Origin of the sequence: Halobacteriovorax sp. BALOs_7 (assembly GCF_003612895.1) — a bacterium.
GTDB classification, from domain to species: Bacteria; Bdellovibrionota; Bacteriovoracia; order Bacteriovoracales; family Bacteriovoracaceae; genus Halobacteriovorax_A; species Halobacteriovorax_A vibrionivorans.
This window is the reverse complement of record NZ_CP027772.1, coordinates 1712990-1734464: the sequence shown is the minus strand read 5'-3', so window position 1 is coordinate 1734464 and position 21475 is coordinate 1712990. Positions and strand designations below refer to the sequence as shown.

The following is a 21475-nucleotide window of genomic DNA, read 5'->3' as shown; positions in this document are numbered from 1 at the left end:
CTATTTTGTAAATGGAAAAAATAGTGTGGTTAAATTAAAAATTTGATGATCATCAGAGCTACCATCTTCTCTATCAAACTCATCTGTAAATTCTTGGATAAATTCATATAGTTTCTTTCTTGCCTTAGTTAAGTCTTCTTTTTTTACATTAATAAGGACATGCTCAAGAATTCTTTGCTCTTTTGGCATATAGTAACTATCATCTGATAGATCACATATTTCTTGATGGAGAGGGACAAATTGTGACATCTCAAGTTTGTATTGAGGTTCGTAATCTGGATTAAGACTAATTTTTTTCTTTTCTTCTTTGATTATCGTTGAACTTTTCATTTGTTCGATAATTTCTTGATAACCTTCATTTGATTGAAAAATAATTGGTAGCGAGCTTAAGTCCTTAGTTGTATTAAAGTTCTTCCACTTTAACATCTCTCTAATTAGGGCCATCTCCCATTTAAATTCAACTTGCCTTTCTTTTTTGGAGATATCCGTCACACGCTTTTGAGCAATAACTTGAAATACTTCTTCATCTCCTTTTGCATTCTTTTTTGCTTGAACAAGAGATGTAAAGAAGTCTGCTTCTTTTTCATTTAATTTGAGATTCTCTATTAATTTCTTAATTAGCTTAGGGCCAGGATGTCTTTGCCCTTTTAAGATCATAGTTAGACCTGAAACACTTGAGATACCAAGCTCTTTTGCCCACTTTCCAAAAGTGTACTTGCGATCAAGTTTTTTTCGCTCACTAAAGACATCTTCTAAATAAAGTCGATAATCAATATAGCTAAATAGGTCTATACCTCTAATATCCATAACTTACGTTTCGTCTCTTTTTTCAAATAAATTTAGCAAAATCTGTGAAATATTTGAAAATTTACTAATTTATACAATGAACTAAAGATATTACACACATGGTTGAGTAAATGACGCCAATATAGGATAAATAGGCATTAAAAGGAATACACTATATGCTTAAAACTATTTTTCTCACACTCATTATCTCTTTAAACACAAGTGCAATGTTTTCTACTGTCGTATTCGATGAACTCTTACCAAATGTATCTGATGTTCTTGGAAAGACTGGTTGGGGTGCTAAAACTGGCTGGGGTGCACGTGAAATTGAAGACAAAATCCGTGATGTTCTTTTAAACGACTATCGAAATGTATGTCTTGATGGACAGAAGAATTCTGCTCGCACAGATGAAGATATAGAAATTAGATTATATAATCTTAGAGCAGAAGGTGATAAGGCATTCAATGGAAATACAATTAGCTATAATGCAATCGTAAGCCTTAAAAATTCAATTTTTATTCAAGAAAGCTTTGATCAGTATTATATTACTGTTAATTATGATGAAAAGCTTGATGAAATTTTCATTGAATATGTAAATGAATCTGGAGAAAATGCTTCAATAAATTGTTTCTAAATATACAGGCCTAGCTTTTAGCTAGGCTTTTTTTATAGTCGATAACTAATACCAACACCTAAAGATACACCACCTACAGAAGAAACAGTCTCAGTAACGATTTCATCCATTGAATAAGAATTATAAGATACTATTGCTGCTTGAGCATAGAATCCTAGGGCCGAAAAAGGTGCAATCCTTACTCTTCCTCCTGCATTATATCCCCAAGCGCCTCCAGCTGACTTCTCACCAAAGTTTTCTTGTGTAAAGTCTCCAGTTATAATGAGTCCTGCATAGGCCTCAAGTGCAAAACTTGATCGATTGATAATGCGAAATTGATATTGAAAATCCCCGTAGATACTAGTGATTTTTGTATTTTCACTTGAACCAAAGAGATAACCCAGTCCAAGCTTAAAGCCATTTCTCGACTTTGGGTCTCGGTATTCAATAGCAAGGTTGATTCGATTAAAGGCCGGGGCATCTGTATTACTATATTTTTCATGAAAGTCTTGCCAGTCACTGCCTGGTGAAACTCGCATGTAATCAAGACTTAAGTAGCTATTTTCTTTAAGTTTCTCAGCATCACTTTTGAAAATTTTATCAATTTCATGCTCAGTTAGCTCTGGAGTTCTATGCTCAAGTTTTGAGCCAGAGATTGTAAAGCTGATATCACTTGTTTTAACATAGGCTATTTTTCCAGAAACGATTAAAGGGACAATGCTACCTTGTTTTAAACTCGTATCTCCAACCTTAAGCTTCCTACCGCTTCTGATATATCCAATAGGGGCCGCGAGGTCGACATCAGCATAAACAACTGTTTGTCTTGCCTTTGTTATGGCAAAACGATAAGCATGCCCTGTTAAATGGAAAAGAATACAAAATAATACTAAAATATTTTTCATATATACATTATAATCAATTTAAAATTTTTGACTACAATAGTTTAGGAACTACCATGAGATTTCCAGGTAAGAGACGCTCCAAGCACTACTTTCCGGTAAGTGCTAAAGGCAGACTTTCATTTGAAACAGATTTCAACAGTAAGGAAAATGTATATATTGTTGGAATCGATCAATTATTAGTTGATATCGAAATTGATGCCCCAACAGATCTATTAAAGCGCTATAAGCTTTCACCAGGTGAATCTTATATCTTACCTGATCACATCGTTGAAGAGCTTTATCAAGACTGTTTAGAAAACGATAAAATTCTTGGCCAATATGCTGGTGGTGCAGTTGGGAATACCCTTCATAATTACTCAGTTTTATCAGATGATCAATCATTTGCTCTGGGAACTATTTGTGAAAATATAAAAGTAGGGGATTATGCCTTTAAGTATATTTGCAGTACTTCATCTAAAGTAGATTTTAGCTATTTACAGCCTTGTAAAGGGCAAATGGCCAGAGCAATGTGTATGATCACTCCTGATAAGGAGCGTACATTCGCTATTGGAAAAGGAATAATGAATCAATTAGATGAATCATTCATTCCTTATGAATTAATAAAAAACTCAAGTGCCCTCTTAGTTACTGCATTCTTGTTAAGAGATCATAGCGCTCCGTTGTTCAAAGCTACCCTTAAGGCCGTAAGCATAGCCAAGAAATATAAGGTTCCAGTTGTATTTGCTCTTGGAACAAGTTCACTTATTGAAGAGAATCGCGATTTCTTTTATGACTTTGTAAAAGAGAATGTAAATGTCTTGGCCATGAATCGCCAGGAAGCTCATGCTCTTTTAGGAATTGATGATCCACTATTAATTGGACAAGCCGTTTTAGATATTACTGATCTTGCTCTTATTACAGATGGCGATCAGGGCCTTTATATGGCCTCTTGGGCATGTAAGCAAAAGGCCAGAGAAACTAAAGACAAGCTCCATTCAAAATCAATTGAAAACTATAATCAATTTGAATATTCTCGTGGACAACTAAAAGAACATTGTAAAGAGCCTATAAAGATTTACTCTCATATTAATCCTTTTATGGGAGGACCTGAGAGTATTGAAAATACTAATGGTGCTGGAGATGCTGCACTTGCAGCTATTTTGCATGATATCTCTGCTAATGTTTATCACCGAAAACTCTTACCGCATTCAATTAAGCATGATGGTACCTACTTAACTTATTCTTCGATTCACCAATTATGTAAATATGCAAATAGAACTAGTTACGAGGTTCTTAAGCAAAAGTCGCCAAGACTATCGCGCAATTTGCCAGTAAAAGAGCAGAGCTTAGAAGAAAGTTACTGGGATATGTAATTAAGGGTAGTGACCTTCTAAAATCGAATTGGGGTTTTGAGTTATAGAGCGCCCTACGACAAGAAAGTTACTACCGGCCTTAATTGCATCTTCAGGTGTCATGATCCTTGTTTGATCATCACTTTCATCATTCTTTAGCCGAATCCCTGGTGTCACTTTTGTAAAGCTTAAGTTTGTTTCATTTTCCTGTTCACTAATAATGGTTAGGTCCTGGGCAGAGCATACAAGGCCTGTGATTTGTGCTTTTGTAATCTCATTAAGTAATGCGTTTAAACTCTCTTTATATTCTCTTCCCCATATATCTTTAATTTCTCTTATTGTATGAGAAGTTAGAATTGTAACGGCAAGAAGTTGGCAGTTTGGAAGATTTACTTGTGCACTTTCATATGCTGCTTCTAACATTTTTCTTCCGCCGCTTGCATGAATCGTTAAAAAGCTAATTGGCAGGCCTTTTAGCGCTGAAATTGCCTTTGCAACAGTTGAAGGGATATCATGTAGTTTTAAATCGAGAAAGATATCAACGTTAAAGTCATCTGCAACTTCATTAACTATCGAATTGCCATACTTTAAATAGAGTTCAAGTCCAATTTTAACTTTTTTGATTTGAGGATAGTCACTTAGAAGCTGTCTAACTTGATCCTTATCCATATTATCTAGCGCTACAAAGGTCTTTTCCATTTATACCTCTCCACTCATCTCTTGAAGGCTTACTGGTTCAAGTTCTGTGGTATATGATTTAATAATGGAACTTGTTACTGCCTTAATATTTTCTATTCTAGTAAAGCATGGGACAGCATATTGGATGGCGGCATTTCTAATAAATTCTCCATCGGATTGTGAGCGTCCCTGATTTAATGGTGTGTTTAGTACGAAGGCCATATCATCTTTCTTGATAGCATCAAGCATTGAAAGATTGTCACCTTTATCTGCTAATTTATTAATTAAAGTCGCATCTACATTGCATTCTTCTTTTAAGAATTTATGTGTCCCTTTAGTCGCATAGAAATTAAGTCCAAGTTCTGATAGCTTTTGGATATTTTCAATTAACTTTGGATCGTCTTTTTTTGCAAGAGATACAAGAACTGACTTCTTATTTGTTATGTCTGGATAATTTCCTAAGTACGACTTTAACATTGCAAGATCTGTGTCTTTATCAATACCAAGTGTTTCACCAGTAGAGCGCATTTTTGGGCCAAGGATAATTGAATCTTGTACAAATCGATCAAAAGGAAATGTTGACTGCTTAATGATATGATAATCACCTTTGATATTACTTATTGTTTTAATTTCTTTGCCAAGTAATGCTTTTGTTGCAATGGCCGCAAGATTTATATCATAGGCCTTTGATAGGAAAGGAATCGTTCGAGAACCTCTTGGGTTCGCTTCAATACAATAGATATCTTCACCCTTAAGAGCAAATTGGAAGTTTACTGGCCCAGTAATCTTCATAATATCTGCCATCTGGCAGGCAAGTTCTCTCATTTTGTTGATGGTATCATCATTTGCTTTGGCAGGAGGTGATATCATACCAGAATCACCGGAGTGAACTCCTGCATATTCAATATGCTCACATACTGTAAATACAGTATTACCGTTTTTATCTCTTATTAAGTCAACATCATACTCGAGTGCACCAGAAATATAATTTTCGACCTGGAAGACTATCGAGTTTTCATGAAGGCTTTTTAAAATTTGATCAGGAAGATTTTCGATATCCTCTGGGCCTTCAAAGATAAACATACTTTCACCACCAATAACATAACTTGGTCTAATGATGACAGGGAAGCCTACCTCTGTAATAGCGTTAATGAAGTTTTTATAACCTCTAACTTCTTTAGAAGTTGTATGCGATAGAGGAACTTCCTTTGTTAGGCTATCAAAGCGTTTTCTATCCTCAACCGTATCGAGTAATTCAAGTGAAGGTCCTAAAAAGTTAAATTCTTGATGCTTCTTTCTAAATGGTGCCTCAAGATGAGAGCGAATATTAATTCCTGTTTGACCACTAAATGAAGTGATAATTTGTTCAGGAGATTCAAAACTTAGGATCTCAAAAAGGTCTTCTGAAAAGAGAGGAGTAAGATAGAGTCTATCTGAGCTATCATAATCTGTTGAAACTGTTTCTGGATTTGAGTTAAGAAGAATAGATTTTACTCCTTGCTCTTTTAATTCCATACAACTTTTTACACATGAGTAGTCAAACTCAATTCCTTGTCCAATACGATTTGGTCCAGAGCCAAAAATAGCACAACTTTCTTCTGATATAGGTTTTACGTCACTAAATTGTGTGTATGTAGAGTAAAAATAAGGTGTCAGAGCATTAAACTCACCTGAGCATGTATCGACGGCCTTAAAGACTGGTCGTATGTCATTTGCTATTCTTTGGTCAAGAATTGCCTCAAGGCTTTTTCCAGTTAATAAGGCCAAGTACTTATCTGAGAAACCATTCTTTTTCAGATTTAAAAGGGATTCTTTGTCTTTAATTAAATCTGGAGAGTTTTTAAGTGTAACTTCATCTCGATGGAATAAGGCCATTTGATTAACAAACCAAGGAGTGATGGAGCTTATTTCGTAAATCTCTTGTGTAGTAAATCCTTGTCTTAAAGCTTCAAGGGCCGTTAGTAGAGATAGCTCTCTTTGATTTGTTAAGCGATCTCTAAGATATTCTTTTGTTAATGGATAAGGGGTCGTTTTTAATTGCTCAAGTGAAGGTACCTCAAGTCCTTGTTCTGTAGCACGAAGGGCCTTCATAAAAGCTTCATTAAAATTTCCACCGAGTGCAAGAACTTCTCCAACAGATCTCATTTGAGGGCCTAGAACCTGTGAGCTTGAAGGGAATTTATTAAAAGGAAAAATTGGTATCTTTACTGCAACATAATCTAGAGTCGGCTCAAATGCTACTGGAGAAATACGTGTGATATCGTTTAAAATTTCAAATAATGTTAGACCTACAGCTAGGCCAGCAGAGATTTTTGCAATCGGATAACCTGTTGCCTTAGAAGCTAGCGCCGATGATCTTGAAACTCTTGGATTCATCTCGATAACAACAATATCATCTTCATCTAGTGGATTTACTGCAAATTGTACATTTGCACCACCGGCTACGACATTCATATGCTTAGCAATCGTTAGAGACATGGTTCTAAGTTGTTGGTAGCAACGATCAGAGATTGTTTGAGCAGGAGCAACTGTAATTGAATCACCTGTGTGAATTCCACATGGATCGACATTTTCAATAGAACAAATGACTACTCCACAACGATTTTTATCAACCATTACTTCTAGTTCAAGTTCTTTCCATCCTAGAAGTGATTTTTCCATGGTAATTGGAAACTTTACATCACTTGATGATAAGGTCTCTTCTAGCTCTTTTAGATTGTGAACTAAAGCGGCACCTTTTCCTCCAAGAGCAAAGTCACGTCTAATAATTAAAGGAAATTTTACATCATTGTCAGCAAGTTCTAGTGCGTGTTCAAAACTCTTTGCACTAAATCTCTTACCCGATTTATAGCCAAGCTTATCTAGTTCTTTTGCAAATAATTCACGGTCTTCTGTTCTTTCAATTGTATCTGTATTTGCACCCAATAGAGCAACACCGTTGTCCTTTAGAAAATTTTCTTTTTCTAGTTCTATGCACATATTAAGTGCTGTTTGACCACCCATTGTGGATAAGACTGCATCGACATTCTCTTTTAGGATAATTTTTTTAATAGTTTCTTTGGTAATAGGTTCAATATATGTTCGATGACTCATCTCTTTATCAGTCATGATAGTTGCTGGATTTGAATTTAATAGTATTACTTCAAATCCAAGCTCTCTAAGTGATTTTAAGGCCTGTGTCCCACTGTAATCAAACTCAGATGCTTGACCTATTTTGATTGGCCCAGAGCCAATTAAGAGAATTTTCTTATAAGGTGACTCCATTTGGCCTTGGTGATATTCTGGAATCTCTTTAATATCTTCAGGATTATATTTTTTAATATCGCCATTTAAAAATTCTCTAATTTCTTCAAAGAAAACGAAGGCGTCTTTAGGGCCAGGATTTGATTCTGGGTGAAATTGAACACTTCGGATTCTTGAATCGTAACTTCTTAAACCTTCAAGTGAGCGATCAAATAGGGAAGTGAACTCACAAAAAAGTTTTAGATTAAATTCGTTTTCAAGTCTTTTTGAATTAAAAGATTCTGCATCAATTGCATAACCATGATTTTGACTTGTGATAAGTAGGGATTCATCTCCATGATTGTAGACTGGGTGGTTTGCCCCTCTTTGTCCAAATGGAAGTTTTATTGTTTCCATTTCACACGCAAGACCAATTAGTTGATGTCCTAGACAGATTCCCCTAACCGGAATATCTGATTTTAGAATTTCTTTTACTTGTGAAATTTCTTCTTTATATTCTTTTGGATCTCCTGGCCCATTTGATAAAAAGACCATCCTTGGTCTAAATTCCATAACTTCCTGTGCAGGCGTATTGTTAGGAACAATCACTAGGGGATGTCCAAGATCTTTTAAATAATTTACGATTGATTTTTTTATCCCATAATCCATAACGACAATCGGATTTTTACCTTCAATTATCCACTTCTTCTCTTTTATTGAGACTCTAGATAATTCATTACAAATCAATTTGTGATTATTAAAATTTGGTGCTTCTTCACTTGTTGTTATAAGACAGCGGTGATCTTTTGATTCACATGATAAGTATTTTGTAAGAGCTCTTGAATCGACGTCACTTATTAGTGGAGTATCACAATTTTCTAAGAATTCATTATATGAAAAGTTTCGTGCTATTAAACTTTGGGCCAATGGTTTTTGTGAAATAAGACTTTGGGAAACTTTCTCATTGTATTCGTAATTTCCAACATGGGCCGTTGTGAAAATGATATGTTGACCAAGAAAGGATGGATCGGTAGCTGTTTCTTGGTATCCGCTCATTCCCGTTGTAAAAGCCGCTTCACCAAAAATACCATCTTTTAGTCGAGAGTCGTTATTAGGGAGATTAATATATGCTTGGAATTTTGTATGATCTGGAAAATGAAGAAAAATAGGAGTTTGTTTAAGAGAGGTTTGAAAATTAAGTTCCGACTGTTGTGATGATGTCAATTGACCATCAGACTTTGTTTTCTTCATTTGTCGTTAATCCTTTATCAAAGTTAATTGTGTTATATTTTGCACCAATATTTGTATCGCCATTAGTAACCATTGCCTCAATGATTGCCATACGTACATATACTGAGTTTTCTACTTGCTTGTGGGCCATCCATAGGTTTGAATCTACTAATTCTTGATCCACTTCAATACCTATATTTGCTGGTCCTGGATGAAAGACTGGAATCTTGCGGCCTACCTGACGAATTAAATCTAAGTTTAGTCCCCATTTCTCATTGTAAGTGGACATATCAAATTGATTCTCATGTCTTTCAGCTTGAATTCTTAACAGATAAACAGCATCTGTTTCTTTTAATGCTTCTTCTAGACTTGCATTCGTTTTAATACCTACAGGTATTTCTTTCGGTAAGAACTCTTTAGGCCCACATAGGGTAATTTCAATACCAAATTGTGGCAGAAGCTTCATAAGAGAATGTGTTACACGAGAATGAGTACAATCTCCTGCAATACAAACTTTCTTTCCTGCCAACTCACCATTAAATAATTCATTTAAAGTATAGAGATCGAGCAGGGCCTGAGTTGGATGCTCATTTGTTCCATCTCCACCGTTAATCATTTTTATAGGTGGCCTTTGTTTAAATTGAGATAAGAGCTTCGTTTCCTTTGTTCGAACGATGCATATATCAAAACCTTGATAGTTAAGAGTCAGTAGTGTTTGCTCTAGACTTTCACCTTTTTTAAGTGAAGACTTCTCTGCCTCAAAATCAATGTGAATACCTTTAAGTAGGTTTATGGCCATTATGAATGAAAGTTTTGTACGTGTTGAATTCTCTAGGAAAGAGGTTGCAACTGAAATTTTTCTTTTTAGGGGAAGTCTAGCAGGGGAACCAATTTTTAGTTCCTTTGTGCGAGCGAGGAGTTTCTCAACTTGCTCTCGATTTAAGTCTTCTATTCCTTCCAGAATAGATGGAAATCCAATCATGACATTCCAATAGTGTTGAGCTAGTATGGTTTTTAAAAAGAATAATAAAGTCAAAGCTTTATGGCCACAAAAAACTTCACTTTTTTTAAATAGGGAATATGGTTACCAAGAACTTTAAAGAAATACATAATAATACTCAATTAGAAGCACTTAAAAATGAAGTGAAGGGCAATCTTTTTGAGTTTTTAGTGGCCCGTCAAATTGCTATTGTCAGTAAAGTAGAGTCTCTATTCTTGAAGAATGTGGATAGTGAGCTTTTAACTATGATGAGAGAGTATGAAAGTTGGTTAAGGCAATATGATCGTAACCTATTGGCAAAACTTCCTCTTCTGGCAATAGAGATGGCCAAGGATTTAAGCTCAAATATTGAAGGTGAAATTAAAAATGTTACCGTCGTCGGTAAGAGACACGATCATATTATTAAAGAACGCCTACATGAAGCAGATATCGTTGTACAAGTTCAAGATATAAAAAGCGGTGATTTGAAGATTGTTCCAATTAGCTTAAAGCTTGTTAAAAGTGGTGCCAATATCACAACTAAGTCTGCTGGTGCGAAGAGTATTTTTGAAAAGTACTTTAGATCCTATGACTCAATTGGCTTCGTTCAAAATACTTTAAATGAATTTATTGATAAGGAATTTGATCGTTTCGCTAGCTCTCTTTATAATAGACATGGACTTGAATATAGTGGACGATTTGACTCCCTTTGGACAAAGACTCAACTGCCAGGAGAGCTTAAGGGTGCAGACCGTGATGACCTCTATATTCTCTATCGTCATTTAATTAAGCATTATCACGAAATATTTACTAAATTACTGAGTCAAGATAAGGCCAAGTTTATTGAATCCTTACTTCCTTTAATGGGACTTGGAAATAAAGATGTTGTCCAAGGGATTTGTTTTTATAGGCATAAAAGTTATGACTTAGATTATTGTCATGTCGTAAATTACACAGAAGTTGAAGAGATAAGAATTCACGAGTTAAATCCCGAGATCTCTTCATTTAATATCTGCATTGGTGGAGATAACCTTCAAGTAAGGGTTAAGCCTATGAATAAGTTTACGGCACCTTCTTACAAAATTAACTGCTCAATGAAGTTTAAGCGCAAGGATTAAATATGTTTGATATTGTTCTCTGTCAACGTGACTATAAAGAGATAAAAGAACTAGAGTGTGATCTTTTTCAAGTTTTAGAGTTTGAAGACGATGGCCAACTAAAGGATCTAGTGAATGAAGGTAATAAGGTTTTGTTCATCACTTATAAAAGTAGTGTGAGGCCAGACCTATTTAATATTTATGACTTACCTAAGAATGGTAATTGTGAGTACTACTATTTATCAAAACTAAATCTCAATGGTGAAGAGTTGGAAAATAATGAAAAATTCTTTCCTGAAGTAATGGATATCACTCTTTGCTCTGAATATTACGCTGCTAGTGGTGTGTTCTATGTTGATGCTGTTGATCCAGTGGGAATGCCTCATTTTGAGAAAGCAGTGATGCCAATAGTTAAGTCTTACCATAAGAAGCAGGCTTATCGACCTGCTGTATTTCTTGATCGCGATGGTGTTTTAAACGTTGATCATTCATATGTGCATAAGGTTGATGATTTAGAGCTTAAAGAGGGGGCATATGAATTCCTCTTAAATGAGTTCAATATTGAACGTCTTAAAATCGTTTTAACTAATCAATCTGGTGTATCAAAAGGAATGTTTGAATATGAAGATGTTGTTCATTTTAATAATGCATTAAATGATTCATTACAAAATCTCATCGATGCTTTTTATATTGCACCATTTGAATTCTTAAAAGGTGTCGGCCAGTATAAATTCCACTCTCTTTGTCGTAAGCCTCATCCAGGAATGCTATTAGAGGCGTGTTATGACTTTCCGATTAAGCTTTCTGATTCGTATATGGTAGGTGATAAAATGAGTGATGATCTCGATTTTCCTCTTGTTGAAACAATTCATTTACGTGGAAAGTATGAATTGGATAGTGACGTCACAATTGCTGATAACTTTAGCGAAGTAATAAATTTTGCCACTGCATTGCCAAAGAAGACAAAATAAGTCAAAATTTCTGTATGTAAAAGGAATTACATATGAAACTTAACTTAAAAACCTCATCTATATTAATCATTATTGGTTTTTGTATCAATATTGTGAACGTGTCAGCTCGTCGTTTAACTCATAAAGAACAGGAGATCGCCTCCTCTTTAAATGAGTTAACTCGTTTAAATAGTGAATACCTCTCTAAGATAAACGCATCTGTAAAAATTGAAGAGCTTCCCTTATCAAAATACCTTTCTCTCTTGGTCCTTAAAAACGGTTGTGCGCCATTTAAGCAAACGCTTGAGAAGATAGAGATGGCAGATGAGTCTTTTCCTGATCAAAGCCATGGACTTGTTGAAAAGCTAAGTATTTGTAAACGATCAACAAATGGCCTAAAGGAGTTTGATGTTTTTGCTAAAGTAGAAGAGGATATGGATCTTCTTTCTGATGAGTAGCTTCTCTTGTGGCCTATATGATATCTTCTAAGCTAAAACTATATCTTCTAGAATCTCTTAATCCATTTGTTAATCTTGCCTATGAGAATCATTTACTTCGCTCTCACAGTGAAAATGAAAGTCAAGATCAGATCATTCTACTTTGGAAGAGTTCCCCTAGTATCGTAATGGGGAAGTTTCAAAATCCATGGGTTGAATGTCGTGTAAAAGAAATACGAGATCGAGGAATAAATCTTGTACGAAGACAAAGTGGTGGTGGTTGTGTCTATCATGATCCTGGAAATTTGAATTACTCTTTTATAGGCCCCCGCTCACATTATGATAAGTCTGCTAATGCTGGCATTATAGTTGATGCCCTTAGAAGCTTAGGGATTAGTGCATTTGAAAATCAACGTCATGACTTAAGAGTCGATCATGAAGGTGAAGATTATAAGATATCGGGGTGTGCTTTTAAAGAGATAAGAAATAGTGCTCTACACCATGGAACACTCCTTATGAATGCAGATTTAGATATCTTGAATGAGTTATTACGTTCTAAATTTGAGGCCAGTACGGCACTTGGAGTAAAGTCAGTAAGATCTAATGTTATAAATCTATTTGATATTTCTAACAGTCTTTCAGAAGAGAAAATTAAAACATCGATTCAAGACTCTTTTGGTAAGTACTATAAAACGGATGTCGAAGTTTTACATATTACAGAACAAGATATCTGTATGCTTCCAGATATGATCTCAAAGATATCTGACACTTCTAGTTGGCAACATATCTATGGTGGAACTCCTAAATTTAGCTTTAAGTTAAATAATATCGAAGTTATTTCTAAATATGCTAGAATAATACAAGTAAGTAATGACGATAAAGATCTTTTGGATCTCGTTATTGATAAAACTTATTATGAAGAAAATATTCTAGAGAAAGATAAGCTATCACAAAAGCAGCATGACTTTATTAATGCATGTCATGAGGTTCTTTTTCTTTAAATTTAAGGCCTAAGATGAGAGAAAAAATTAACTTAGTTCAAGGTGAAGTTTTGATTGAAGAAGGTGGCGCAAGTGATTGTATGTATCTTCTAAAAGAAGGAACTCTTGCTGTTTTTAAACAAACAACAGATGGACAAAAGCAGATTGGAACCATTTATCCTGGAGAGTTTGTTGGAGAAGTAAGTTTTCTTGATAATAGGCCTCGATGTGCAACCGTAAAGTCTATTGGTGAAAGTGAAGTTGAGGTATTTGATGCTCACAAATTCCAAGCTTTCTTAGATTCACAACCAAAGTGGCTTCAAACTATGATGAGAACCCTTGCAGATCGTTTAAGAACTACTAATGAAAAGATAAAGGTGTAATTCATGGCATCTCCTACAACGGTATTTGTAAATAAAGATCAATATTTAATTCGTGAAGGTGAAGAGAGTAACGAAGTATATATCGTGGAAGAGGGAAGTCTTGGTGTATTCAAAGTAAAAAATAGCCAAGAAGTAAAAATAGGTACTATTTTTGAAGGAGAGTTAGTTGGGGAAATGAGCTTCTTTGATAATTCTCCAAGATGTGCAACAATTAAGGCCTTAACCGATTCACGTCTTCTTGTAATCCCTTCATCGAAATTTGAAATGTATGTTAATAAGCAACCAAAGTGGTTTCGAACTTTATTAGAAACACTAATTGATCGCATACGAAAGGCATCAAATCGTGTTAAACCTGAGGTTTAACTGTTTAAGAGTTGTAGGAAATCTCTTAATTTCTGTTGACCTATTTCATTAGCATCACATGAAAGATGGTTAAGTTCACAAAGGTTCGCAAGGACTCTTGGAACATCTTGAAATAGGTTATTGTCCAAATTTAATCTCTTGAGGTTTTTGAGCCATTCAAATTCAATTGGAAGATCAGTTAATTTATTTCTTTGTAATTCTAGTGTTTCGATTTTAGTGAGCTTGTAGAGCCAACTAGGGACCGCATGTAGATTGCACTCAGTTAATTGTAGTATCTTAATAGGTGAGCTCTCATGAATATGTATATCATGACAATTCTTAACTCCTCTCATTTTGAGAATCTCTAAAGGTGCCTTGCCTATTAGATTTAGGCTACATTCACCGTCAGCATAAATATAAAACTTCTTAAGGTTTGTTAAAGCATCGAGGTTTAAGTGGACTTCACATTTATGCTTAACCATTAGCTCTAATGTGCTAATACTTGTTAATGACTCATCTTTTTCTTCAAAGAAGTCATTAATATCAAAGTTACTATATCTTTTTGATATCTTTATAAGCATAAAGAAATTGTAACATATATGATTGTCAGTTGAGTTAAATTATAGATATTGGACGAATTTGTTATTCTTATCGACTAAGATTTGCTTTGGCCTAATGTCTTTCTTATCTGTCATCTGAAAGCCAATTATAATAACTTCGTGGCCTTCGTTAATTAGGTGTGCAGCGGCGCCATTTAAACAAATCTCACCACTACCGCGCTCTCCCTTGATAACGTAAGTCTCAAGTCTTGCACCGTTAGTATTGGAAACAATGAGTACTTTCTGACCAGGCCATAAGTCTACGAGATCAAGTAGCTCCTCATCAATAGTAATTGAGCCTATATAGTTAAGATCGGCCTGAGTAACGACGGCCTTATGTATTTTTGATTGTAACATTTCGCGCATGAAACTTATTTATCAAATTCTTAGGCGAGAACGCAACAAAAATGAAGATTTTATTAACGTAATAAGCGCTTTCTATTTATATTTCTGCTTCAGGACCTGGAATACCTAGAAAGTATAAAATAGATGTCATTGGGCCGTGACTCATGTGGTTTTGCGCGTTTTTGCGCACTATGTCTTTTGCATGAAAAGCGATACCAAGGCCTGCTTGTGCTAGCATAGGTAAGTCATTGGCCCCGTCACCGATTGCCACAACTTGTTCTAGAGAAATACCTTCTTGTTGAGAGATTAAGTTTACAAGTACGGCCTTCTGGTCTGCGTTGATAATTGTACCTTTTACCTTGCCTGTAAGTTCACCATTTTCAAATTCAAGCTCGTTTGCAAACGCATAGTCTAATTCAAGTTTGTTCTTTAAGTAATTTGCAAAGTATGTAAAACCACCTGAAATTAATGCAACTTTATACCCATATTTTTTTACTGTTTTTATGAATTCTTCAACACCCTCTGTTAAGGGAAGGTTTTGGCAGATATTTTCTAGCGTTGATTCTTTAAGGCCTTTTAAGTGCGAGACTCTTTCAACAAGTGACTGATTAAAGTCGAGTTCTCCATTCATGGCCCTTTCTGTAATCGCGCTAACTTTTGCGCCAATACCATGTACTTTTGCAAGTTCATCAATGACTTCTGCTTGAATTAAAGTTGAGTCCATATCAAAGACAATTAGTCTCTTTGATCTTCTGTAAACATCGTCTCTAATAAAGGCTATATCTGTACTATGTGTATTACTTATAGCAAGTAGATCCTCTTTAACCTTGTTTAAATCAACTTGCTCAGGAACGTCAGTTAAAACTTCTAGAGAATTAAAGCCTTCTTTAGATACATTATCAATTCGATATATATTGATTCCATTTGAGGCGATATTTTGTGACATATCAGCAATGAAGCTTGCAGATATTTTCTTAGGGGCCACACAATTTACTATAAAACTATTGTAAGGAGACTTGTATTTAACGTCTTCTTTAATAATTGAGTATTCTAACTTTAATCCCATCTCATGGGCCGCAAAAAGTAGCTCTTTTAGAACGTTTTGATCATGATCCTTGTCACTACTGATATTTAAGACAAATGAAAGAGAAAGTAGGTTGTGAGTAATGGCCTGATTGATATCAGTAATATCGGAATTATTATCACTAATTACTTTCATTAATTTTGCCGTAATCCCCGGTCTGTCGGCACCAGATACTGTGATAATGATTTCTTTAGAGTTGTTATTTGATTTATCTTCCATGAGCTCAACCTAGTATGTATTTTTAAACTTTTGCTTTCTTTGCTTGCCTTACTTCAGTGATTCTCTTTGCAAGTCCAAATGTATAAACTAGCGCAGACAATACAGAGAAGAAAAATGATAAATAAATCAATATCGTACCAACAAGTGGGAATGAGAAACCAAATGGTTTATCCCAGGCCATAAGCATTGGAATGGCCATCATTTGAAATGTTGTTTTCCATTTACCTAGTTGATTGACACTTACTTTTAGGCCTTTCTCCATTGCAAGTAATCTCAATGCCGTCATATACATTTCTCTAATTACTAATACGATAACCACTAGTACATTTACACGATTAAGTGATTGAAGAAGAATGAGAGAAGAAACAACTAAGAATTTATCAGCAATAGGATCTAAGAAAGAGCCAAAAACTGTGACAATATTTCTTTTTCTAGCAATATATCCATCTAAGAAGTCAGTAAAAGAAGCCGCTACAAATGTCCAAGCAGCAATATAACCAAGAGTTTTTTGCGTGGCCTTAAAGATATTTTCTTCAAATAAACATAGATAAAGAGTCAGGCAAATAACAGGAATTAAAGCTACACGAAAAATAGTTAAGCGATTAGGTAGATTATCGATCTCCCATTCACTTAATAACTCTCTGTCAGTCATTGTATTCGTTGCGCTCTTTTTATTATCATTATTTTTATTGTTATCTGACATATCTACTCAATGAAGAATTTTCCTATTAATTAAACTTTAAACCTTAAGGCCATAAACGTCTATAATAATTAACATAAATTAGATAAAACAAAAAAAACAAGGATATCAGAAGCTATGAAAAAGCATCTCAATTTAATCAAAACTGGTCATCAATCTATTGAAAAGCGTGTTTTTCCACGTTTTCCATTTAGCTACTTGGTCTTTAAAAGAGATGATAATTCTGTAAATTACCAAGTAAAAGATATTTCATATGGCGGTATGAGTCTCGCTCTAAAAGATGGTGTTGTTAATGCTAAATTAGATGATGAGTTCTCGGGAGAGATCCACTGGTATGACCAGAAAGTAAATGTAAAATGTATTGTAAGAAGAGTTGAAGAAGATAATATCGGAGTTGAATTTGTAAAAAGTGATATCTTTGATAAATCACTTCTAAACTTTCTATCTGTTTCTAATGTTTCAAGGAATTTAAGACCAATTCATGAATATGATGAACAAATGGATCTGCCTATCGGTCTTAAGACATGGTTGCGTTGTGATGGCCCATTTGAAATTTTTGTTTGGCACCATCGCGATGGTGAAATTTCTAAAATTCAAATTCTTATGATGGACTCAATTCTCGAATGGACTGATGGAGAAGGTATTCAGACTGGAAAAGTCTTAAGTGTACGTCCTTCAGACAAACCTCTAACTCATGAAGAAGAAATTGAATTCCTAATTGACTCACCAATTGATCAAGATAAGCTTGAATTCGCTAATGAACTTGTGCAGCATATCCCTGAATCTTTGATTTCAGAAGGAGATCTTAAGTTTTTAACGCGTAAGATTAGTGGATAATTCTTAAAACACCTCGAGATTCTTCATTTGATTTGAAACAAGGCTTTTCATTTGGAAATTAACTTCCTAAAATATAGCTAAATATTTCAAATTAAAAGGATTACCAATGAATAGAAACCTCGCTTTAGAATTTGTAAGAGTAACAGAAATGGCCGCTATTAGCAGTGCTAGGCTTATGGGACGCGGTGATGAAAAAGCTGCAGACCAAGCAGCAGTTGATGCTATGAGAACAATGCTTGACTCTGTTGAGTGTAATGCAACGGTTGTTATCGGTGAAGGTGAGCGAGACGAAGCTCCAATGCTCTACATTGGTGAGAAGGTAGGCTCTGGTAATGGACCTGAACTTGATATTGCTCTTGATCCATTAGAGGGGACAACAGTTTGTGCAAATGGTGGTTGGAATTCAATTGCTGTTATGGCCATTGCTGAAAAGGGTAATTTCTTAAATGCTCCTGATACATACATGGAAAAAATCGCAGTTGGCCCTGAAGGTAAGGGCCTAATCAATATTGACGATACTCCTGCTGAAAATTTAAAGAGACTTGCAGAGGCCAAGAAGTGTCGAATCCAAGATTTAACGGCCGTTATTCTAGATCGTCCACGTCATGAAGAATTAATTAGACAAGTAAGAGATGCAGGAGCTCGTATCCAATTAATTGGAGATGGTGATGTATCTGCTGCTATTGCATGTAGTGAGCCTGATTCTGGTATTGATATTCTCTTTGGAATTGGTGGTGCTCCTGAAGGTGTTATTGCTGCAGCAGCACTTCGTTGTATTGGTGGAGACTTTCAAGGAAGACTTAAGCCAAGAAATGATGAGGAAATTGAGCGCGCTAAGACAATGGGAATAGATGATATTAATAAGATCTATAATATCGATGAACTAGCGGCCGGAAACGTAATGTTTTGTGCAACTGGTGTAACGGATGGAAGTTTCTTAAACGGTGTTAAGTTTAAGTCTTGGGGTGCTGTTACTGAGTCGATTGTTATGAGAAGCCAGTCAGGGACAATTAGAAGAATTGTTGCTGAACATCGCTTTGATACAAAACCACGCTATTAAAATGAGTTACTTTATTGATTAAACAGGGAAGTTGATTATGGCAAAGGCAAGCCGAACTGAAGTATTTGATATTGATATTAACAAATTATACGACGTTATTGTCGACTTTGAGTCTTATCCTGACTTTGTACTTGGTGTTAATGATATTAAAGTTCATGACATGACTGAGACAAGTGGTGTTGTGGAGTATTCAATTGATATGATTAAAAAACTTAATTATCAATTGGATATGGAAATGAGTCGTCCTAATAAAGTAGCTTGGACTTTTAAGAAAGGTGACCTCTTTAAAATCAACGATGGTGGTTGGGATCTTAAAGATCTTGGTGATGGTAAGACTGAAGTCACTTATAGCTTAGAGATTGAAGTAAAAGGATTTATTCCTGGTGCTAAAATGATTGTTAATAAATTAACTGAAACATCTCTTCCGTCAATGATGAAGAGTTTTTATGAGAGAGCTAAATCTTAATGACTGATTCAAAAGACAATAAGAAAGAATATCATAAAGAAGGCCTACTTGGTGATACCATCAAGAAGGTAGTTTCAATAGGAATAGGCGCAGCCTTTATGACTGAAGAAGCAGTCAAGAAAGTGATTGATGATTTGCCTCTTCCAAATGATGTCGTTAATGGACTTCTTGCTAATGCAAAAAAGTCGAAGCAGGACTTTATCGATTCTGTTCAAGAGGAATTAAGACATTATTTAAAAAATGTTGATCCAAAAACACTTTTAGAGTCGATACTTGATGATTATGAAGTCGTAGTACGATTTAAAAAAAGAGATGATAAGAAAACTAAGTGATCACTAAAAATTATCAAAAAATTCTAGATGAAATCGGCGATAAGAATAAACTTATGGCCGTCACAAAATATAGTGAATTTGATGATATTAAAGAAGTTTACGATCTAGGCCATCGAGACTTTGGAGAGAATCGAATTGAATCCCTCTTGCCTAAAGCACTTAAAGCTCAAGAATTAGGCTTATCTGATATAAGGTGGCACTTTATTGGTCACATCCAGTCAAAGAAAATATCTAAGATTGCACAAGTTCCAAATTTAAAGTCAGTACAATCACTTGATTCAATAAAGCATATGAAAATCTTTGATGAAAAATTAGCTAGGCCATTAGATTTCTATATTCAGGTTAATACGAGCGCAGAAGAACAAAAAGGTGGCCTGTGGGATAGCTCAACTGTTCAAGAGTTTTATAATGCAGCAAAAGAATTGAAAAATATCAATATCGTAGGACTCATGACAATGGCCGCTGCCAGTGGCCTTCCTCCTAGAGAATCATTCCAAAAACTAGTAGATATTAGAAATGATATTGATCCTAATCTAAAACTTTCAATGGGCATGAGCGGTGATATGAAGGTGGCCTTGGAGCTTGGAAGTGACTGCATTAGGGTCGGAAGTGCCATATTTAAGTCCTAATTATTGTATTCTTACTATCTAATTTCTAAAATTACCCCTCTAAGTCATTAAAAATACAGCAAATATAAGTTTGAACTAATTCTAGGTATTATTGACTTTAATTTATGCGCACTGTAATAAATTTTTATCAACTAATTTAATTCGACTTTAAAAACGGAGAGTCATTATGAGTAATGCCAATAATAATGAAAGAAAAGTACCAGAATTAAGTCTTACTTCTTACACTAAAGGAAGCCCTGAAGAGCAAGTACAATTTGTCGATACTTTAATGTTTGGACTTAAGGAATATGGATTCGTTATTCTTAATGATCACACTGTTGACCAGAAAAAAGTTGATGAAGCATATGCAATGGTAAAGCAATTCTTCGCTCTACCTGTTGAGAAGAAGAATGAATACAAAGGTGAGAATGGTGGACAGCGCGGTTATACACCATTTGGTATGGAGCATGCTAAAGATAGCGAACATCCTGACCTGAAAGAGTTTTGGCACGTTGGACGCGAATTGGCAGCGGATTCTCAATATAAGGGTATTTACCCTGAAAATATTTGGCCAGCTGAAGTTCCTGGTTTTAAAGAGAAATTTCTTGATCTTTATGAATCAATGGATGCTACAGCTAATGTTCTTTTAGAGGCCATTGGTAAAGGTCTAGACGTTCCTGAGAACTTCTTTGCAGATATGGTAAAGGATGGAAATTCAATCTTAAGAACGATTCACTATCCACCAACTGATGGACACGATACTACTAACTCAATCAGAGCGGGTGCACACGAAGATATTAATTTAATTACAATGCTTGTGGGTGCGACTTCATCTGGTTTACAACTTCTAGATCGTGATGGAACTTGGCTAGATGTTAACTCTAAGCCTGGTCAATTAGTGGTTGACTCTGGGGATATGATGGCAAGATTAACTAATAATGTTCTTCCTGCAACAACTCACAGAGTTATTAACCCAGATAACTCTGGTGAAGAGAGATATTCTATGCCATACTTCGTGCATCCACACTCTAAAGCGTCACTTGCTTGCCTTGATAGCTGTGTAGGTGAAGGCAAGAAATGGGAAGATATCACTGCTGGTGACTTCCTAAATCAGAGGCTTAGAGAGATTGGTCTAATCAAATAATTCAAATACTGGGAAACCAGAACAACAACACTACGAATAATAAGAGGCCTCCTTGACGGAGGCCTTTTTTGTTCAATCTTTGTAGAAATGTTTAAAAAATGAACACTTTTTAAATATTAAGTGCTTAATATTTAGACTTCGTCTGTGGCA

General features: G+C 35.2%; 23 protein-coding genes. 14 read left to right on the top strand and 9 right to left on the bottom strand.

What is annotated here, in order from left to right:
• Complete coding sequence (locus tag BALOs_RS08325) at positions 1-807, bottom strand: TIGR02147 family protein (protein ID WP_115362918.1); 807 nt, start codon at positions 805-807, stop codon at positions 1-3.
• Between the two features lie 155 nt (positions 808-962).
• Here BALOs_RS08325 and BALOs_RS08320 point away from each other — a divergent pair, with 155 nt between their 5' ends.
• Positions 963-1421: a hypothetical protein gene (locus tag BALOs_RS08320; RefSeq protein ID WP_115362915.1), complete on the top strand. Its 459-nt coding sequence runs from the start codon at positions 963-965 to the stop codon at positions 1419-1421.
• Positions 1422-1453: 32 nt separating this feature from the next.
• On the opposite strand, the gene BALOs_RS08315 is transcribed toward BALOs_RS08320, so the two are convergent.
• Complete coding sequence (locus BALOs_RS08315) at positions 1454-2302, bottom strand: hypothetical protein (RefSeq protein WP_120404883.1); 849 nt, start codon at positions 2300-2302, stop codon at positions 1454-1456.
• Positions 2303-2355: 53 nt separating this feature from the next.
• Here BALOs_RS08315 and BALOs_RS08310 point away from each other — a divergent pair, with 53 nt between their 5' ends.
• On the top strand, positions 2356-3654 hold the full coding sequence (locus BALOs_RS08310) for an inosine/guanosine kinase (protein ID WP_120404882.1): 1299 nt from the start codon (positions 2356-2358) through the stop codon (positions 3652-3654).
• Here the strand turns inward: BALOs_RS08310 and pyrF are convergent, their stop codons facing one another.
• The 3 genes from pyrF to BALOs_RS08295 are packed head-to-tail and all read right to left on the bottom strand — an operon-like array spanning position 3655 to position 9745.
• Positions 3655-4332: an orotidine-5'-phosphate decarboxylase gene (gene pyrF, locus BALOs_RS08305; protein WP_120404881.1), complete on the bottom strand. Its 678-nt coding sequence runs from the start codon at positions 4330-4332 to the stop codon at positions 3655-3657.
• The gene (gene carB / locus BALOs_RS08300; RefSeq protein WP_120404880.1) at positions 4333-8784 is read right to left on the bottom strand and encodes a carbamoyl-phosphate synthase large subunit; all 4452 of its coding nucleotides are present in this window, start codon (positions 8782-8784) and stop codon (positions 4333-4335) included.
• Positions 8765-9745: an aspartate carbamoyltransferase catalytic subunit gene (locus BALOs_RS08295; RefSeq protein WP_120404879.1), complete on the bottom strand. Its 981-nt coding sequence runs from the start codon at positions 9743-9745 to the stop codon at positions 8765-8767. The genes carB and BALOs_RS08295 overlap by 20 nt, the downstream gene beginning before the upstream one ends.
• 98 nt (positions 9746-9843) lie before the next feature.
• Between BALOs_RS08295 and BALOs_RS08290 the strand changes: the two genes are divergently transcribed.
• From BALOs_RS08290 to BALOs_RS08265, 6 genes are read left to right on the top strand one after another with little or no spacing between them, the layout of a single operon-like run.
• Complete coding sequence (locus tag BALOs_RS08290; RefSeq protein ID WP_120404878.1) at positions 9844-10860, top strand: hypothetical protein; 1017 nt, start codon at positions 9844-9846, stop codon at positions 10858-10860.
• 2 nt (positions 10861-10862) lie between these two features.
• Positions 10863-11810, top strand: coding sequence for an HAD-IIIA family hydrolase (locus tag BALOs_RS08285; protein ID WP_120404877.1), 948 nt, complete (start codon positions 10863-10865; stop codon positions 11808-11810).
• A gap of 32 nt (positions 11811-11842) precedes the next feature.
• On the top strand, positions 11843-12247 hold the full coding sequence (locus tag BALOs_RS08280; protein ID WP_120404876.1) for a hypothetical protein: 405 nt from the start codon (positions 11843-11845) through the stop codon (positions 12245-12247).
• 17 nt (positions 12248-12264) lie between these two features.
• Positions 12265-13227 carry a hypothetical protein gene (locus BALOs_RS08275; protein WP_240406499.1) on the top strand — a complete coding sequence of 321 codons (963 nt, stop codon included), beginning with the start codon at positions 12265-12267 and terminating at the stop codon, positions 13225-13227.
• A gap of 14 nt (positions 13228-13241) precedes the next feature.
• Positions 13242-13589: a Crp/Fnr family transcriptional regulator gene (locus tag BALOs_RS08270; protein WP_115362904.1), complete on the top strand. Its 348-nt coding sequence runs from the start codon at positions 13242-13244 to the stop codon at positions 13587-13589.
• A gap of 3 nt (positions 13590-13592) precedes the next feature.
• On the top strand, positions 13593-13952 hold the full coding sequence (locus tag BALOs_RS08265; protein ID WP_115362903.1) for a Crp/Fnr family transcriptional regulator: 360 nt from the start codon (positions 13593-13595) through the stop codon (positions 13950-13952).
• On the opposite strand, the gene BALOs_RS08260 is transcribed toward BALOs_RS08265, so the two are convergent.
• The 4 genes from BALOs_RS08260 to pgsA form a co-directional block, all read right to left on the bottom strand.
• A complete protein-coding gene (locus tag BALOs_RS08260; RefSeq protein WP_120404874.1) occupies positions 13949-14512 on the bottom strand; it encodes a leucine-rich repeat domain-containing protein in 564 nt (187 codons plus the stop codon). The genes BALOs_RS08265 and BALOs_RS08260 overlap by 4 nt on opposite strands.
• Positions 14513-14551: 39 nt before the next feature.
• A complete protein-coding gene (panD, locus tag BALOs_RS08255; RefSeq protein ID WP_120404873.1) occupies positions 14552-14896 on the bottom strand; it encodes an aspartate 1-decarboxylase in 345 nt (114 codons plus the stop codon).
• Positions 14897-14972: 76 nt separating this feature from the next.
• Complete coding sequence (serB, locus tag BALOs_RS08250) at positions 14973-16178, bottom strand: phosphoserine phosphatase SerB (RefSeq protein WP_120404872.1); 1206 nt, start codon at positions 16176-16178, stop codon at positions 14973-14975.
• Positions 16179-16200: 22 nt separating this feature from the next.
• Positions 16201-16881 carry a CDP-diacylglycerol--glycerol-3-phosphate 3-phosphatidyltransferase gene (pgsA, locus tag BALOs_RS08245; protein ID WP_115362895.1) on the bottom strand — a complete coding sequence of 227 codons (681 nt, stop codon included), beginning with the start codon at positions 16879-16881 and terminating at the stop codon, positions 16201-16203.
• 114 nt (positions 16882-16995) lie between these two features.
• Between pgsA and BALOs_RS08240 the strand changes: the two genes are divergently transcribed.
• The 6 genes from BALOs_RS08240 to BALOs_RS08215 all read left to right on the top strand — a co-directional run bounded on the left by BALOs_RS08240 (position 16996) and on the right by BALOs_RS08215 (position 21325).
• A complete protein-coding gene (locus BALOs_RS08240) occupies positions 16996-17715 on the top strand; it encodes a PilZ domain-containing protein (protein ID WP_120404871.1) in 720 nt (239 codons plus the stop codon).
• Between the two features lie 106 nt (positions 17716-17821).
• On the top strand, positions 17822-18775 hold the full coding sequence (gene glpX / locus BALOs_RS08235; protein ID WP_115362891.1) for a class II fructose-bisphosphatase: 954 nt from the start codon (positions 17822-17824) through the stop codon (positions 18773-18775).
• Between the two features lie 37 nt (positions 18776-18812).
• Positions 18813-19241, top strand: a complete 429-nt coding sequence (locus BALOs_RS08230) for a type II toxin-antitoxin system RatA family toxin (protein ID WP_120404870.1) — start codon at positions 18813-18815, stop codon at positions 19239-19241.
• Positions 19241-19573, top strand: a complete 333-nt coding sequence (locus tag BALOs_RS08225) for a hypothetical protein (protein ID WP_115362887.1) — start codon at positions 19241-19243, stop codon at positions 19571-19573. The genes BALOs_RS08230 and BALOs_RS08225 overlap by 1 nt, the downstream gene beginning before the upstream one ends.
• The gene (locus BALOs_RS08220) at positions 19570-20202 is read left to right on the top strand and encodes a YggS family pyridoxal phosphate-dependent enzyme (RefSeq protein WP_120404869.1); all 633 of its coding nucleotides are present in this window, start codon (positions 19570-19572) and stop codon (positions 20200-20202) included. Before BALOs_RS08225 ends, BALOs_RS08220 begins: the two co-directional genes overlap by 4 nt.
• Positions 20203-20368: 166 nt before the next feature.
• Complete coding sequence (locus BALOs_RS08215; protein WP_115362883.1) at positions 20369-21325, top strand: isopenicillin N synthase family oxygenase; 957 nt, start codon at positions 20369-20371, stop codon at positions 21323-21325.
• Positions 21326-21475 lie beyond the last annotated feature (150 nt).